Raw genomic sequence first — 14,116 nt, 5'->3', positions numbered from 1 at the left:
CTCCCGGGTCTTGCCGCAGCCGGCCGGGACTGGTCGGGACCGGCCGGGTCCACGGTCAATCCTGCACCGAAAGGGCCTCGAAAAGCTCGGCAATCCCCTCGCGCGCATTCTTCGACTGTTCAAGGAGCATCTCCGCACCCGCAATCGGCGTCGCCGGGCGTTGAATGTCCGGCGCCGTTCCAAGGTCATGCGCAATCCGCGCCACCGCGGCATAGGCGCCGGCGCTTTCGTCGTCCTGCGCGGGGTCCGCTCCCGCTCCGCCGCCCGCGAGCCAGCGGCTGCGCGCGGCTTCGGCCGGTTGGCCGGCCCCGGCAAAATGCGCCGCCGCCCCGGCATGATCGCCGATCAGCCGCAGTGCCTGCGCCCGCAACGCCTCGGCCTGCGCGCCCCCGCGCCTGTCCAGAATCGCGAGCGCACGGTGCGGGCGGATAAGCGCAAGCGCGATCTCGGCCTCGATCAGCGCAATGCCGTCGGGCGGGGTGCCGGTCACGTTCCCGCGCAGCAGATCCTGAGCCTCGGCCGTGAACCCGAGGTCGAGCAGGCGCCGCGCGAGGGTTTCGACCGTCGGCAGGGGGAGCGGGCCGGATTCGGGGCCGGTGTTCGCGAGCAGGAGTTCGATAAACTCCACATCGCCCGCACGCTCGGCAAGACGGTCGAGCAGACCGGCACGGATCGCGGGTGCCGTCTCGCCGCCGCTGGCCGGGGGGAGGTAACGGGCAAGCTCCGCGAAGGCGGCGGCAAAGGCACCCTCGAGCGCGAGCGCGCGGATATGGGCCACTTGCAGCGCGGGACCGAGGCCGGAGCCGCGATGCTGCAGCGCATAGCCGGCGGCGAGTTCGGCCGTCTGCGGCGGCGGGGCGGTTCCCTTTGCCCATGCGTCGCCGATCACGCCGATCAGCGCCTCGGGCGCCTGGTCCCGGCCGGAACGGGCAAGCTCTGCCAGTTCGCGCCCCGGCGCCTTGCCCTGTTGCCGGTGCAGTTCGGCGCGCGCAAGTGCGGCCCCGGGAACCGGACGGCCATCATCCGGCCCGGTCAGGCGCAGGCTGAGTTCGGCCTGTTCCGCAGCCCCCGCATCGGCATAGAGCCGCGCGATGCGCGGACCGAACAGGTGCCGCAGGTGCCGGGGCAGGGTGCCGAGGGTGCGCAGCACCGCATCGTCATTGGTTTCCGGTTCGCGCCGCCCGGCCGCGAGCAGCGCCCAGAGAGCGGCATTCCCGCCGCAGACATGCTGCCCGGCGAAGGGGTTCGCCGCCGCAAGGGGGCGGCCGTCGACGATCTGCGCCATGGCGGGCAGGAGCTCCGAATTTCCGGGCAGGTCCGGCGACAGGCGCAGAACGGAAGCGGCCTCGGCCCCGTAGCCGAAATGGATATATCCGCGCGCAAGCCCAAGCTGGGCCTGCGGATCCACCAGGTCGAATTCGCCGAAAAGCCGCCGCTGCCAGGCGCCGATCTGGGCCCCGAAGTCAATATCGTCGCGGCCCCAGGTCTGCACCGCGAGCCTGTCATCGGCGATGCAGAGCGTCCCGCTGTCCTGCTGCCGGAGCGTCTTGCGGATTTCCGCAAGCTGGAGGTCGATGGTGTTCTCGACATTGAGCCCGGGGCGGGCGAGGCCCGGGGCGGCATCCGGTGCCACGTCCGCCCGGGCGCCGGCATGTTGCGCGGGCGGTGCGTGATGGTCCTCGTGGCGCGAATGCGTGCCCGATTCCTCAAGCAGACCGCGATGGACGGCGACGTCGATGTTCTCGCGCAGCCGGCGCGCGGGCTCGGAGGAGAACCGGTTTCCCCCCCGGTCGAGCAGCACCGGCAGTTGCCCCCCGGCGCCGGCCCAGGGGTAGGTGCCGGCCTCGGGCAGGGGCGGTTGCATGGACGGCGCGGGCCGCGGAGTGTTCGCGCGAAAGAGCGAAGGAAAACCGGGAACGTCCTGCGTCTGCGCCGTGGCAACCCCGAAGCGCAGCGCCGGCGTGCCGCCGGGATGGGCGCGCACGGCGCGGGCGGGCGGATCGGGCAGGGGGCTGGTGCCATCCTTCACGTCGATAACCAGACGGCGATCCTCGAGCATAACCGCCTCGACCCGGCAGTTGCAGCCAAGCGCGATCCTGAGCGGGGCCCCCGGGCCGGCCTGCGACAGGGCCCCGATACGGTGGCGCGGGATGCGTTCGAATATCTGGCCGAGCCCGAGCAGGATATCATCGCCGGTGAGCCGGATTTCCGCGCCGCGCCCCTGTTGCGACAGGGTCCAGTCCACCCCGGGCGGCAGCGGGATCACCAGCCGCGAGAATCCGTCGTGCTCGCCCGAACGGACGGTGAGGGTGAGCGCCGCCGCCGGGCCGCAGAGCAGGACCAGCGCCAGAGTCAGGAGCAGCCGGCGCATCAGGCGGCTTCCTGCTTGACCGCCCGCAGCGCATCCTCGAGTTCGTCGAAGCGGGGGCGGACATGGGCCGGCGTGTTCTGGCGCCCGACCTCGATGCAGAGCGAAACCGCGTGGCTGTGCAGGTTCGCGACCAGAACCTCGCGGATAAGCTGGTAGAAATGCCGGTCTTCCTCCACCGTGCCCTGCACCCGCGCGGCGAAGGGCCCGACCAGACCATAGGCCAGGAACACCCCGAGAAAGGTTCCGACCAGCGCGCCGGCGATGAGCTTGCCGAGGATCTCGGGCGGCTGGTCGATCGCGCCCATCGTCTTGATGACCCCGAGCACCGCCGCGACGATGCCGAGCGCCGGCAGCGCATCGGCCGTGGTCTGGAGTGCGCGGCTCGAATGCAGGGCATGGTGCAGATTGGCGGCGGTGCGCTTTTCCAGGATTTCCTCGACCTGGTTGGGATCGTCGTAGTTCATAGAGGCCGAGCGCAGGGTGTCGCAGATGAGTTCGACCGCCTCGCGGTCCTGCAGGATCCTGGGATAGGCGCCGAAGATCGGGGAGGTGCCGGGATCCTCGATATGCGGCTCGAGCGCGACAGGATTCTGCCGCGCGATCCGGATCAGGGCAAACAGCAGGCAGAGAAGGTCGCGGTAATCGTCGGGCTTCCATCTGGGCCCGCGGAACACCTTGCCGATGTCCTTCAGCGTCCGCTTGATACCGCCGAGATCGTTGCCGATCAGGAAAGCGCCGACCGCCGCGCCGCCGATGATGGCCAGTTCATAGGGCAGGGACGCCAGCACGACCGCCAGCTTTCCCCCGGCGGCCAGATAGCCGCCGAACACCATCACGAACACCAAGACGACGCCGATCATCCCGAGCATGTCATTCTCCATCTTCCGCGCGATCCGAGCATGGCGGCGATTCTTTTAAAAAGTCGAAACGGGCGCCGGCCGGATCTCGCGCTGCCTTGCGGGCCGGCCCGCCGCCGGTCCCTTGCGTCTTCATTGCGTCGGCACATTGGCATTGCGGCCCGCGAGGACGACGCTGACCGCATAGGCGGCCTCGGGGCTGAGGCCCGACAGGATCGCCGCCGCCGCCTCGGGCCGCATCCGGGACAGGAAACCGGCCGCGAATTCGGGCGTCATGGTCTCGAACAATGCGGCTGATTCGCGCGGCTTCATCCGCTCGTAAACCGCTGTGAGCCCGCTGATGTCGTCTTCCGAGGCCCCCTCCGCCATGGCGATGGTGGCGCGCAGGCGCTCTTCGGCGCTTTCGAGCGCGACGAGCTTCTGCCGCAGGGCTGCATCGGCCTGTTCGAGCGCGCGGCTGCGATCCTCGATGCGCCGCTCGCGCTCCGCAAGCTTGCGCTCGCGCTCCTGCAGGCGCGCCAGAAGGGAGCCCGGATCCGCACCCGCCCGGGGCACGGTTTCCGCCGCTTCGGCGCCGGCGTCGCGCGGTTCGGGTTCGGCCGAAATCGCGGGCCCGATGCCCAGACCGGCACGGATCAGCGCCGAGCCGATCAGGAAGGTTGCGACCAGCGACAGGGTGCCGAGCCTTGCCCGTTTCCCGGCGGCCGGGAGGGGCCGGCTCATGATGCCGCCCCGCCGCGCGCGTGCCGGATGAAGGGTGCTGCCGCCATGGGTGGCGACGGCGCGTCGTCATCCGCGGCCCCGGTGATTTCGGTGGCTTCGGTGGCGCGCGCGGGCTCCGCTTCGGTGGTTGGCGACGGCGGCTCCGCCCCGGCCTCGGGGATGTCGTGGAGCGAGGCCATCAGGAGTTCGAGCCGCCCGGCCACCGATTCGGCCCGCCGCGTCAGGTCGTCGAGCGCGGCGTTCGAGCCGTCCGAGGCCGCGCGCGCCGAAACCAGCGAGCGGTTGAGGTCGTCGACCTGGGAGGACAGCACCGCGACCGCGCCCCCCATGCCGGTTTCCAGGTCGTTGAAACGGCTCAGGCGCCGGGACAGGACGAAGCAGTAGAAACCGGCCCCGACGGCCCCGGCAACCAGAAGAATATCGGCAATGAGTTCCAATTCCGCCTCCTAGTTCAGCATGAATTCCATGACCAGAAGATCGCGGATACGGTCGTCTCCGACGATCACCTGGATGCGCCGCAGCATCTGGCCGCGGATCCGGGTCAGGGCGAGCGGGTCCTGCAGATCCTGCAGCCCGAGCGCGCGCAGATAAACGTTCAGCACGTCAATGATGCGGGGGATCTGGTCCTCGACCTCGCGCCGCGCGTCTGCCGCCACCTCGATCTGCGCGGTAAAACGCAGTTGGTGGCGGGAGTCGCCGCTTTCGAGCGTGATCATCAGCGGCTCGAGCGCGATGAACGCGGTCTCCGGCGCGGCCCCCCGGGACAGCGCCGGAAGAGCGGGTTTGCCGAGCGGAATCAGGCCGGAGGCAACGGCGTAGTAGCTCCCGCCCGCGCCGAGGAGCGCGACAATCAGCGCCGCGATCAGCGTCCCCCTGCCACCGCGCCGCCGGTTCGCGGCGGGCTCGGTCGTTGCGTCGGTCATCTTCGTCCCTCTCTGGTTCCGGGATTTCTGCATAAGCGCTGAGGAACTAACCGACTGTTAAGACCGATCGGCGAAACATCTCCCTGCCGGACGAAACACGGCGGAACGGAGGAACAGGTGCAGCAGCTCGTCAGGACATGGAGCGGACTTGGAAGACGCCGGCAGATCATCGTCGCCGCGGCGGGCGCGGCAACGGTGCTGATCGTCATGGTCATGTCGGCGCTGGCCGCGCGCCCCTCGATGCAGCTGCTTTACGCGGGGCTCGAGCCGGATGCGGCCGGCGAGGTCGTGCAGGCGCTTGAACAGCATGGGGTCGCCTACCGGATCAGCGGCAACGCGATCCACGTGCCCGCGGCCCGGCGGGATGAACTGCGCATGATCCTGGCCGGTGACGGGCTGCCCGCGACCGGCGGGCGGGGCTATGAGCTGCTTGATTCGCTGAGCGGATTCGGCACCACGGCGCAGATGTTCGATGCAACATACTGGCGCGCGAAGGAGGGCGAACTGGCCCGCACCATCGTCGCAAGCCCCCATGTCTCGCAGGCGCGGGTGCATATCGCCCATGCCGCCGCGGGCCCGTTCCAGCGCGCCGCCGCGCCGACCGCATCGGTTCTGCTGACCGCGCGGGGCGGCCCGATCTCTCCCGAACAGGCCAATGCCATCCGCTATCTGGTGGCTTCGGCCATCACCGGGATGGAGGTCGAGAATGTTGCGGTGATCGATTCGCGCCGCGGGCTCGTCGGCCCGGCGGAGAGCGAAACGGTCGCGAATTCCGCCGACGAGCGCTCCCAGCAGTTGCGCAGCCGGGTTCTGCGCCTGCTCGAGGCCCGGGTCGGGGCCGGCAATGCCGTGGTCGAGGTGAGCGTGGAGACCGTGACCGACACCGAATCGATCCGCCGCCGCCAGATCGACCCGGAGGAACGCGTCGCGATCAGCACCGACACCGAGGAGCGGCGCGATTCCTCGCGCAACCAGGGGCAGGGCGAGGTCACGATCGCCTCGCATCTGCCGGAGGGCGACGGCGCACGCTCCGACGGCTCGCAGGCCCAGAGCAGCGAGACGCGCGAGCGCGTGAACTACGAGGTCTCGCAGACCGAACATGAAATCCTGCGCGGGCCGGGGGCGGTACGCCGGCTCACGGTCGCGGTGCTCGTGAACGGGGTGAGCGGCGCGGATGCGACCGGCGCGGTCACGGTGCAGCCGCGTGCGGAGGCCGAACTCGAGGCGCTGCGCGAACTGGTTGCCTCGGCGGTCGGATTCGACGCGGAGCGCGGCGACGTCATCACGCTGCGCTCGATGGAACTGCCGGCGGTCGCGGAGGAGGGCACCATGGCCAGCACGACGTTCCTCAAGGGGCTCGGGCTCGATCTCATGTCGCTCATCCAGATCCTGGCGCTGGCGATCGTCGCGATCGTTCTCGGCCTGTTCGTCGTGCGCCCGATTCTCGCCCGGCCGCACCCGGCGCTGCCCCGACCGGAGACCGGCGCCCTGCCGAAACCCGCGCGCAGCGAACCGGTCGATGCGCCCGAGGCGCTGACCGGAGAGATCGACGACGGGCCGGATCCCCGCTTTGAAACTGCGCCGGTGCGGCGCCGCGAGAACGAGGTCGCCCTCGCCGGTGCCGGCGCGGCCAGCCCGTCGGAGCGGCTGCGCGCGATGATCGGAGAGCGCCAGGAGCAGACCGTCGAGATCCTGCGCAGCTGGCTTGACGAACAGGGAGAGAGCGCCTGATGCCCGTCTCGCATCTGTTCGAGGACTTCGGCAATGACGATCCCGCTGGCAGCGGCCTGCGGATCCTGTCCGAAGAGGCGCTCGAGGATCACCGGCTTGCGGCCTTCGAGCAGGGATATTCGGCCGGCTGGGACGACGCGATGGCGGCCCGCGATCAGGAGCGCGCCCGGGTCTCGGCCGCGCTTGCCCGCACGCTCGAGGATCTGTCCTTTACCTATCACGAGGTGCGCGGGCAGCTTCTCGAGGCCATCGAGCCCGTGTTCCGCAGCCTCACCGCCGCGGTCCTTCCCGAGGTCATGATGCGCGGCTTCGGTCATCATGTCGTGGAAAAGCTTGGCGATCTCAGCCGCGAGCGGATGGCCGGGCCGGTGCGGATCACGGTCGCGACGGGCGAGGGGCAGGGGCTGCGCGAATTGCTGGCGCCGGACGTCGCGCTGCGGGTCACGGTGGCGGAAGATCCTGCGCTCGACGAGGGGGCCGCGATCATCCGGATCGGAGAGCGCGAGCACGAGATCGACGCGCCGGGCCTGATCGCTGCCCTGAGTGAATCGATCGGATCGTTTTTCGAGGATGTGGGCAAGGACGCAGGCAATGGATGACGACAGGACAAACGAGGCCAACCCCGACGCCGGGGCAGGAGCAGAGACCGGAGTCGCGACGCCGCGCCCGTTCGATTCGGTTCCGATCGAGATCATCGTCTCGGTCGGCAAGGCGCGGCCGCTGATCCGCGACCTGATGACCATGGGCCGCAACGCGGTTCTGACGCTCGACCGTCGGATCGAGGATCCGGTCGAGCTTTACGTCGGCGACCGTCTTGTCGCGCGCGGCCAGCTCGAACAGATCGAGGGCGAGCACGGCAGCCAGCTGGCGGTGCGCCTGAGCGAGATCGCCGACCTTCAGAGCGGGCTCGGATGAGGATCCCCGCCGCGGTACCGGCGGCCCTTGCGATCGGTGCGCTTCTGCTTGTTCCGCAGGTGGCGCAGGCGCAGGAGATCACGCTTTCGCTCGGCGAGGGCGGCTCGGTTTCCGCGCGCTCGATCCAGCTCATCGTCCTGATCACCCTGCTGAGCCTCGCGCCCGGCCTTGCGATCATGGTGACCTGCTTTCCGTTTCTGGTCACGGTGCTCGGCATCCTGCGGCAGGCGATCGGCCTTCAGCAGAGCCCGCCCAACATGCTGATCGTGAGCCTTGCGCTGTTCCTGACCTATTTCGTGATGGAGCCGGTGTTCACGCAGGCCTGGGACACCGGCATATCGCCGCTGCTGGCCGAAACCATCGACACCGAGACCGCGATCGAACGCGTGCTGATCCCGTTCCGCGAATTCATGGCGGCGCGGGTCGATGCCGGCACCTTCCGCTCGATGGCCGAACTGCGCCCCGGGCTCGAGGTGCTGGAACCCGCCCCCGATGCACCGATGTCGGTGCTGGTGCCGAGCTTCCTGCTGTCCGAGATCGCCCGTGCCTTCCAGATCGGATTCCTGATCTTCCTGCCATTCCTGATCATCGACCTGGTGGTCGCGGCGGTGCTCATGTCCATGGGGATGATGATGGTGCCGCCGGCGATCGTCGCGCTTCCGTTCAAGCTTGCCTTCTTCGTGGTCGCCGACGGCTGGAGTCTGGTCGCCGGGGCATTGGTGCGCAGCTATCAGCCCTGACCCCCCATCCCCGGCCGCGCCGGCCCCGGCCGGGTGACAGGCGCCCGCATGGCCGCGACCGCGGGGTCATCCGGCTGGATCTGCCGGCCTTCGCGCCCTATCACGTCAGCAGGGAAATGCAGGTGGTATGTGCCTTGGACATGGAAATCAGCGTCGAGCATCTGACACGCGAAACAGCCGAGACCGAGCTTGCGCGGCTGGCCGATCTGATCGGCCGGGCCGACATCGCCTATCATCGCGAGGACGCGCCCGAGATTTCCGATGCCGAATACGACCGGCTCAAGCGGCGCAATGCCGCAATCGAGGCGCGGTTTCCCGACCTTGTGCGCCGCGACAGCCCGAGCGCCCATATCGGTGCGCGCCCGGCCGAGGGTTTTGCCAAGGTCCGGCACCGGCAGCGGATGATGTCGCTCGGCAATGCCTTCAGCGCCGAGGACGTTGCCGGGTTCGATGCGGGCGTGCGCCGCTACCTGGGCCTTGGGGCCGGGGACGCGCTGGCCTATACGGTCGAGCCGAAGATCGACGGGCTTTCGCTCGCGCTGCGCTATGAATCGGGCCATCTGGTCGAGGCCGCGACCCGGGGCGACGGCAGCGTCGGCGAGGACGTGACCGCGAACGCCCGCACCATTGCCGATATTCCGGCCCGGATCAAGGATGCGCCCGCGGTGCTCGAAATCCGGGGCGAGGTCTATATGACCAAGCCCGATTTCGCGGCACTGAACGCGCGGCAGGAACGGGCAGGGGCGCGCGCCTTTGCCAACCCGCGCAATGCCGCCGCCGGGTCGCTGCGCCAGCTTGATCCCGGTGTGACCGCGGCGCGGCCGCTGCGGTTCTTCGCCTATGCCTGGGGAGAGGTGAGCGAGCCGCTGGCGCCGACGCAGGCCGGGGCGATCGAGCGGCTGGCGCGTTTCGGGTTCCAGACCAATCCGCTCACCTCGCTCTGCGACGGGCCGGAGTGCCTGATTGCGCGTTATCACGCGATCGAGGAACAGCGCGCCACGCTCGATTACGATATCGACGGTGTGGTCTACAAGGTGAATGACCTCGTGCTGCAGGGGCGGCTCGGGTATCGCTCGACCACGCCGCGCTGGGCCATCGCGCACAAGTTTCCGGCCGAACTGGCCTGGACGCGGCTGGAAAGCATCGGCATCCGCGTCGGCCGCACCGGCGCGCTGTCACCGGTGGCGCGGCTTACGCCGGTCACGGTCGGGGGCGTCGTGGTGTCGAACGCGACGCTGCACAACGAGGATTACATCGCCGGGCGCAACGCGAGCGGCGGAGAGATCCGCGAAGGCAAGGACATCCGCGTCGGCGACTGGGTGCAGGTCTATCGCGCCGGCGACGTGATCCCGAAGATCAATGATGTCGATCTGGCCCGCCGCCCCGAAGGCGCCGTTCCGTACGAATTTCCCACCCGCTGCCCCGACTGTGGCAGCGCCGCGATCCGCGAGGAGGGCGATTCGGTGCGCCGCTGCACGGGAGGGCTGATCTGCCCGGCGCAGCAGGTCGAGGTGCTTCGGCATTTCGTCAGCCGCGCCGCTTTCGACATCGAGGGGCTTGGTGAAAAGCAGGTCGAACAGTTCCATGCCGATGGCTGGATCAGGGAGCCCGCCGATATTTTCACGCTCGAGGACCGTTACGGCAGCGGGTTGCAGCAGTTGCGCAACCGCGAGGGCTGGGGCGAGAAATCGGCGGCCAACCTTTTTGCCGCGATCCGGGCGCGCCGCACCATTCCGCTGGCGCGGCTGCTGTTCGCGCTTGGCATCCGCCATGTGGGCGAGGTCGCCTCGGCGGTGCTTGCGCGCCATTTCATGACCTGGGAGGCGCTGACCGACACCGTCGACCGGGCGGCGGCGGAGCCTGCCTTCCGGGCCGGAAATGCGCGGGAGCGCCGCGCCGCGCTGGCTGAAAGCCCCGCCTGGGCCGAGATCACGGGGATCGAGGGGATCGGCGATGTGCTGGCGACATCGCTCGTTACCGCGTTTTCGCAGGAACGCGAGCGCCAGTCGATCGACCGGCTGGCCGGGATGCTGGAGATAACCTCGCCGGAGCTGCCGAAAAGCGACAGTCCGGTGCAGGGGCTCACGGTCGTGTTTACCGGCACGCTCGAAAAGATGACCCGCGCCGAGGCCAAGGCCCGGGCCGAGGCGCTGGGCGCGAAGGTGGCGGGGTCGGTCTCGGCGCGCACGGATCTTGTCGTGGCAGGGCCCGGGGCGGGATCGAAACTGGCGAAGGCCGAGGCGCTCGGGGTCAGGACGCTTGACGAGGATGGCTGGCTTTCCCTGATCGGTTCGGCATGAGCGGCCGGCCGGAGGTTCTGTTCCCGCTTTTCGCCGGGCTCGAGACGCTTCCCGGCATCGGGCCCAAGACCGCGCGGGCGCTTGAACAGATCGACGTGGAAACGCCGGGCGATCTGTTGTTTTTGCTGCCCTACGCGGTGGTCGACCGGCGCCGGCGCGCCACTGTCCGCGGGCTCGACCTGCCGGTGACGGCGACGGTCGAGGTGACCGTGCGCGCCCATCGCAAGCCGGCAAGCCGGGGCGGGGCCTGGCGGGTGCTGGTCGAGGACGAGGGTGCGGATTTCCAGCTTGTCTTTTTCCACGCGCGCGGCGGCTATCTGGAAGGCCTGCTGCCGGTCGGTTCGCGGCGGGTGGTTTCGGGGCGGATCGAACTGTTCGACGGTGCGGCGCAGATGGTGCACCCGGATCACGTCCTGCCGGTTGATGAGGCCGCCGCGATCCCGGAATTCGAGCCGGTCTATCACCTGACGCAGGGGGTCAGCCAGAAGCTCATGCTGAAGGCGCTGCAGGGGGCGCTTGCGCGTCTGCCCGAACTGGACGAGTGGATCGACCCCGGGCTTCTGGCGCGCGAGGGCTGGCCCGGATGGGCGACGGCGCTGCGGGTGGCGCATGCGCCGCGCGGTATGGATGACCTTTCGCCCACAACGCCAGCGCGGGCGCGGCTCGCCTATGACGAACTTTTTGCGCATCAGTTGACGCTTGCCCTGGCGCGCGGACGCGAGCGCAAGGCCCGCGGCATTTCGAGCCGGGGGGACGGCCGCCTGCGGGCGCGGGTTCTGGCGGCGCTGCCCTACGCGCTCACCGGGGCGCAGCAGCGCGCGATTGCCGAGATCGCGGCGGACATGGCGGCGCCCGAGCGTATGGCCCGGTTGCTGCAGGGGGACGTGGGCGCGGGCAAGACGGTGGTTGCGCTCATGGCGCTGCTGAATGCGGTCGAGGCCGGCGGGCAGGGGGCGATGATGGCGCCGACCGAGATTCTGGCGCGCCAGCATTTCGAGGGGCTGCGCCCGCTTGCCATGGCCGCCGGGGTGACGCTCGACATCCTGACCGGGCGCGACAAGGCCGCGGTGCGGCGCGACAGGCTCGCGGCGCTGAAACGGGGCGAGACACACATCATCGTCGGCACCCATGCGCTGTTTCAGGCGGATGTGGAATTTGCCGACCTGCGTCTGGCCATCATCGACGAACAGCACCGTTTCGGCGTGCGCCAGCGGCTTGATCTGGCAAGCAAGGGGGCAGGGGCGGACATGCTGGTGATGACCGCGACGCCGATCCCGCGCAGTCTGGCGCTGGCGCAATATGGCGACATGGATGTGTCGCTGCTGGATGAAAAGCCGCCGGGTCGCAAGCCGATCCGCACCGCCGTGGTCACCAGCGAGCGCATGGACGAGGTGGTGGCGCATCTGCGGCGCGCGATCAGTGAGGGGCGGCAATGCTACTGGGTCTGTCCGCTGGTCGAGGAATCCGAAATCGTCGACCTGACCGCCGCGCAGGACCGGTTCCGGCAGTTGCGCGCCGTGCTGGGCGAGGGGGTCGTGGGGCTGGTCCACGGGCAGCTTGCCCCGGCCGAAAAGGATGCGGCCATGGAGGATTTTCAGACCGGCCGCACGCGGGTTCTGGTTGCAACCACGGTGATCGAGGTCGGGGTCGATGTGCCCAATGCCTCGATCATGGTGATCGAGCGGGCCGAGACCTTTGGCCTTGCGCAACTCCATCAGCTCCGGGGGCGCGTCGGCCGGGGCGAGGTGCAATCGACCTGCCTGCTGCTTTACCGCCCGCCGCTGTCGGAGGGGGGGCGGCGCCGGCTCGAGGTGCTGCGCGAGACCGAGGACGGGTTCGCCATCGCCGAGGCCGACCTTGCCATGCGGGGCGCGGGCGATGTGATCGGGGTCGCGCAGTCGGGGCTGCCGCGGTTCCGCATTGCCGACCTTGAGCGGCAGGCGGGGCTGATGAGCATCGCACAGAGCGATGCGCGTGCGTTGCTGGCCGCGGATCCGGCGCTTGAAAGCGGGCGCGGGCGGGCGGCGCGGCATCTGCTCTGGCTGATGCGGCAGGACCGGGCGATCCGCCTGCTGACCGTGGGGTGAGTCCGGGCCGAACATCCGGCAGCCCGTGTGAAACGGCCGCGAACAGCGCGGGCTGCTCGCGGCCGGTTATGTCTGGCGCTGTCGGGGCAGGCGCGCGCGTGCGTGTGCGCGCGCCCCGTGTCCCGATCAGTTCTGCTCTGCGCTCTCGTCCGGGGTTTCGGAGTCGTCCCGGGCCGGGGCCGCGTCGTCATCCGAAAGCGAGCCGCCGATGTCATCGAAAAGCTCTGCGATCTCGAATTCGGCGGCGGCTTCTTCCTCGGCTGCGCGTTCCTGGATCGTGCCGCCCGCAGCCTGAAGCTCGGCCTCTTCGGGCGAGCGCGCAACGTTCAGCGTGATCGCGACCGACACTTCGGGGTGCAGGTGGATTTCGACCTCGTGGAGGCCGAGATCCTTGATCGGCTGGCGGATCAGAACCTGCTTGCGGTCGATCGAATAGCCGGCCTCGGTCGCCGTCACGGCGGCGTCGCGGGTCGTGACCGACCCGTAGAGGTGGCCGCCGTCCGATGCCTGGCGAATCACGACGAAGGTTTCCCCGTCGAGACGCTCGGCCAGGGATTCGGCTTCCTTCCGGCTTTCGAGGTTGCGCGCCTCGAGCTGTGCCTTCTGGTCTTCGAAGGCTTCGATGTTTTCCTTGCTGGCGGTCAGCGCCTTTTTCTGCAGCAGCAGGTAATTGCGTGCAAAGCCGGGCTTGACGTCGACGATGTCGCCCATCTGGCCCAGCTTGGCCACGCGTTCGAGAAGAATGACTTGCATGGTCGTCTGCTCCTTATTTCACGACATAGGGCAGCAGCGCGAGGAAGCGGGCGCGCTTGATCGCGCGGGCCAGTTCGCGCTGCTTGCCGGCGGACACGGCGGTGATGCGCGAGGGCACGATCTTGCCGCGTTCGCTGATGTAGCGCTGCAGAAGCCGGGTGTCCTTGTAGTCGATGACGGGCGCGTTCTCCCCGGAGAAGGGGCAGACCTTGCGGCGGCGGAAAAATGGTCTCATTGCCATGGCTTGTTATCCTTTCCTGAAGCGATGGATCAGCGGTTGTCGCGGCGGCTGTCGCGATCGTCGCGCTTCTGCATCTGCACCGAGGGGCCTTCCTTGTGCTCGTCCACCTTGATGGTGAGCACGCGCATCACGTCGTCATGAAGGCGCATCAGGCGCTCCATCTCCTGCACCGCCGGGGCGGGCGCGTCGGTGCGCATGAAAAGGTAATGCCCCTTGCGGTTCTTGTTGATCCGGTAGGCCATGGTCTTGACGCCCCAGTATTCCTGGTCGACCAGCTTGCCGCCGTTGTCGGTCAGCACGCCGCCGAAATGTTCGATCAGCCCTTCGGCCTGGGTGCCGGAAAGATCCTGACGGGCGATCATGACATGCTCATAGAGTGGCATGTAGACTCCTGTTCTTGTGTCGAGGCGCATTTCATAGGCAGGGCGGTTTCCCCGGGCGCGGCCCTGCCACGAGAGTCTGCGCGATACGGTCC

Annotated in this window: 14 protein-coding genes; 6 read left to right on the top strand and 8 right to left on the bottom strand. The window is 69.0% G+C overall.

Features of this window, described 5'->3' with window-relative positions; translation table 11 throughout:
- Positions 1-55: 55 nt before the first annotated feature.
- The 5 genes from B0B01_RS01615 to B0B01_RS01595 form a co-directional block, all read right to left on the bottom strand.
- Complete coding sequence (locus tag B0B01_RS01615) at positions 56-2,371, bottom strand: hypothetical protein (protein WP_076646677.1); 2,316 nt, start codon at positions 2,369-2,371, stop codon at positions 56-58.
- The gene (gene motA / locus B0B01_RS01610) at positions 2,371-3,240 is read right to left on the bottom strand and encodes a flagellar motor stator protein MotA (RefSeq protein ID WP_076649984.1); all 870 of its coding nucleotides are present in this window, start codon (positions 3,238-3,240) and stop codon (positions 2,371-2,373) included. The genes B0B01_RS01615 and motA overlap by 1 nt, the downstream gene beginning before the upstream one ends.
- A 120-nt stretch (positions 3,241-3,360) precedes the next feature.
- Positions 3,361-3,951, bottom strand: a complete 591-nt coding sequence (locus tag B0B01_RS01605; protein ID WP_076646676.1) for a MotE family protein — start codon at positions 3,949-3,951, stop codon at positions 3,361-3,363.
- Positions 3,948-4,388, bottom strand: coding sequence for a hypothetical protein (locus tag B0B01_RS01600; RefSeq protein WP_234967679.1), 441 nt, complete (start codon positions 4,386-4,388; stop codon positions 3,948-3,950). Before B0B01_RS01600 ends, B0B01_RS01605 begins: the two co-directional genes overlap by 4 nt.
- A gap of 9 nt (positions 4,389-4,397) precedes the next feature.
- Positions 4,398-4,874 carry a flagellar basal body-associated FliL family protein gene (locus B0B01_RS01595; RefSeq protein WP_076646674.1) on the bottom strand — a complete coding sequence of 159 codons (477 nt, stop codon included), beginning with the start codon at positions 4,872-4,874 and terminating at the stop codon, positions 4,398-4,400.
- Between the two features lie 117 nt (positions 4,875-4,991).
- Here B0B01_RS01595 and fliF point away from each other — a divergent pair, with 117 nt between their 5' ends.
- The 6 genes from fliF (at position 4,992) to recG (ending at position 12,647) form a co-directional block, all read left to right on the top strand.
- Positions 4,992-6,605 (top strand): flagellar basal-body MS-ring/collar protein FliF, encoded by a 1,614-nt coding sequence (fliF, locus tag B0B01_RS01590; RefSeq protein ID WP_076646672.1) that lies wholly within the window; start codon positions 4,992-4,994, stop codon positions 6,603-6,605.
- Positions 6,605-7,204, top strand: coding sequence for a FliH/SctL family protein (locus B0B01_RS01585; protein ID WP_076646670.1), 600 nt, complete (start codon positions 6,605-6,607; stop codon positions 7,202-7,204). The genes fliF and B0B01_RS01585 overlap by 1 nt, the downstream gene beginning before the upstream one ends.
- The gene (locus tag B0B01_RS01580; protein WP_076646668.1) at positions 7,197-7,520 is read left to right on the top strand and encodes a FliM/FliN family flagellar motor switch protein; all 324 of its coding nucleotides are present in this window, start codon (positions 7,197-7,199) and stop codon (positions 7,518-7,520) included. Before B0B01_RS01585 ends, B0B01_RS01580 begins: the two co-directional genes overlap by 8 nt.
- Positions 7,517-8,260 (top strand): flagellar type III secretion system pore protein FliP, encoded by a 744-nt coding sequence (fliP, locus tag B0B01_RS01575; protein ID WP_076646666.1) that lies wholly within the window; start codon positions 7,517-7,519, stop codon positions 8,258-8,260. The genes B0B01_RS01580 and fliP overlap by 4 nt, the downstream gene beginning before the upstream one ends.
- A gap of 116 nt (positions 8,261-8,376) precedes the next feature.
- Positions 8,377-10,560, top strand: coding sequence for an NAD-dependent DNA ligase LigA (gene ligA, locus B0B01_RS01570; RefSeq protein ID WP_200805398.1), 2,184 nt, complete (start codon positions 8,377-8,379; stop codon positions 10,558-10,560).
- Positions 10,557-12,647 (top strand): ATP-dependent DNA helicase RecG, encoded by a 2,091-nt coding sequence (gene recG, locus B0B01_RS01565; RefSeq protein ID WP_076646662.1) that lies wholly within the window; start codon positions 10,557-10,559, stop codon positions 12,645-12,647. Before ligA ends, recG begins: the two co-directional genes overlap by 4 nt.
- Before the next feature lie 126 nt (positions 12,648-12,773).
- On the opposite strand, the gene rplI is transcribed toward recG, so the two are convergent.
- From rplI to rpsF, 3 genes are read right to left on the bottom strand one after another with little or no spacing between them, the layout of a single operon-like run.
- The gene (gene rplI / locus B0B01_RS01560) at positions 12,774-13,400 is read right to left on the bottom strand and encodes a 50S ribosomal protein L9 (RefSeq protein ID WP_076646660.1); all 627 of its coding nucleotides are present in this window, start codon (positions 13,398-13,400) and stop codon (positions 12,774-12,776) included.
- A 13-nt stretch (positions 13,401-13,413) separates the two neighbouring features.
- Positions 13,414-13,641 carry a 30S ribosomal protein S18 gene (rpsR, locus tag B0B01_RS01555; protein ID WP_076646658.1) on the bottom strand — a complete coding sequence of 76 codons (228 nt, stop codon included), beginning with the start codon at positions 13,639-13,641 and terminating at the stop codon, positions 13,414-13,416.
- Between the two features lie 29 nt (positions 13,642-13,670).
- Positions 13,671-14,024, bottom strand: coding sequence for a 30S ribosomal protein S6 (rpsF, locus tag B0B01_RS01550; RefSeq protein ID WP_076646656.1), 354 nt, complete (start codon positions 14,022-14,024; stop codon positions 13,671-13,673).
- Positions 14,025-14,116 lie beyond the last annotated feature (92 nt).

Origin of the sequence: Pontibaca methylaminivorans, from assembly GCF_900156525.1 — a bacterium.
Classification (GTDB): Bacteria; Pseudomonadota; Alphaproteobacteria; order Rhodobacterales; family Rhodobacteraceae; genus Pontibaca; species Pontibaca methylaminivorans.
This window is presented reverse-complemented; position numbering and strand designations above follow the sequence as displayed.

Excerpts from the sequence above, each read along its gene's own strand:
- B0B01_RS01615 (WP_076646677.1), bottom strand. The coding sequence starts at position 2,371 with ATGCGCCGGCTGCTCCTGACTCTGGCGCTGGTCCTGCTCTGCGGCCCG.
- motA (WP_076649984.1), bottom strand. The coding sequence starts at position 3,240 with ATGCTCGGGATGATCGGCGTCGTCTTGGTGTTCGTGATGGTGTTCGGC.
- B0B01_RS01605 (WP_076646676.1), bottom strand. The coding sequence starts at position 3,951 with ATGAGCCGGCCCCTCCCGGCCGCCGGGAAACGGGCAAGGCTCGGCACC.
- B0B01_RS01595 (WP_076646674.1), bottom strand. The coding sequence starts at position 4,874 with ATGACCGACGCAACGACCGAGCCCGCCGCGAACCGGCGGCGCGGTGGC.
- B0B01_RS01585 (WP_076646670.1), top strand. The coding sequence starts at position 6,605 with ATGCCCGTCTCGCATCTGTTCGAGGACTTCGGCAATGACGATCCCGCT.
- B0B01_RS01580 (WP_076646668.1), top strand. The coding sequence starts at position 7,197 with ATGGATGACGACAGGACAAACGAGGCCAACCCCGACGCCGGGGCAGGA.
- fliP (WP_076646666.1), top strand. The coding sequence starts at position 7,517 with ATGAGGATCCCCGCCGCGGTACCGGCGGCCCTTGCGATCGGTGCGCTT.
- ligA (WP_200805398.1), top strand. The coding sequence starts at position 8,377 with ATGCAGGTGGTATGTGCCTTGGACATGGAAATCAGCGTCGAGCATCTG.
- recG (WP_076646662.1), top strand. The coding sequence starts at position 10,557 with ATGAGCGGCCGGCCGGAGGTTCTGTTCCCGCTTTTCGCCGGGCTCGAG.
- rplI (WP_076646660.1), bottom strand. The coding sequence starts at position 13,400 with ATGCAAGTCATTCTTCTCGAACGCGTGGCCAAGCTGGGCCAGATGGGC.
- rpsR (WP_076646658.1), bottom strand. The coding sequence starts at position 13,641 with ATGGCAATGAGACCATTTTTCCGCCGCCGCAAGGTCTGCCCCTTCTCC.
- rpsF (WP_076646656.1), bottom strand. The coding sequence starts at position 14,024 with ATGCCACTCTATGAGCATGTCATGATCGCCCGTCAGGATCTTTCCGGC.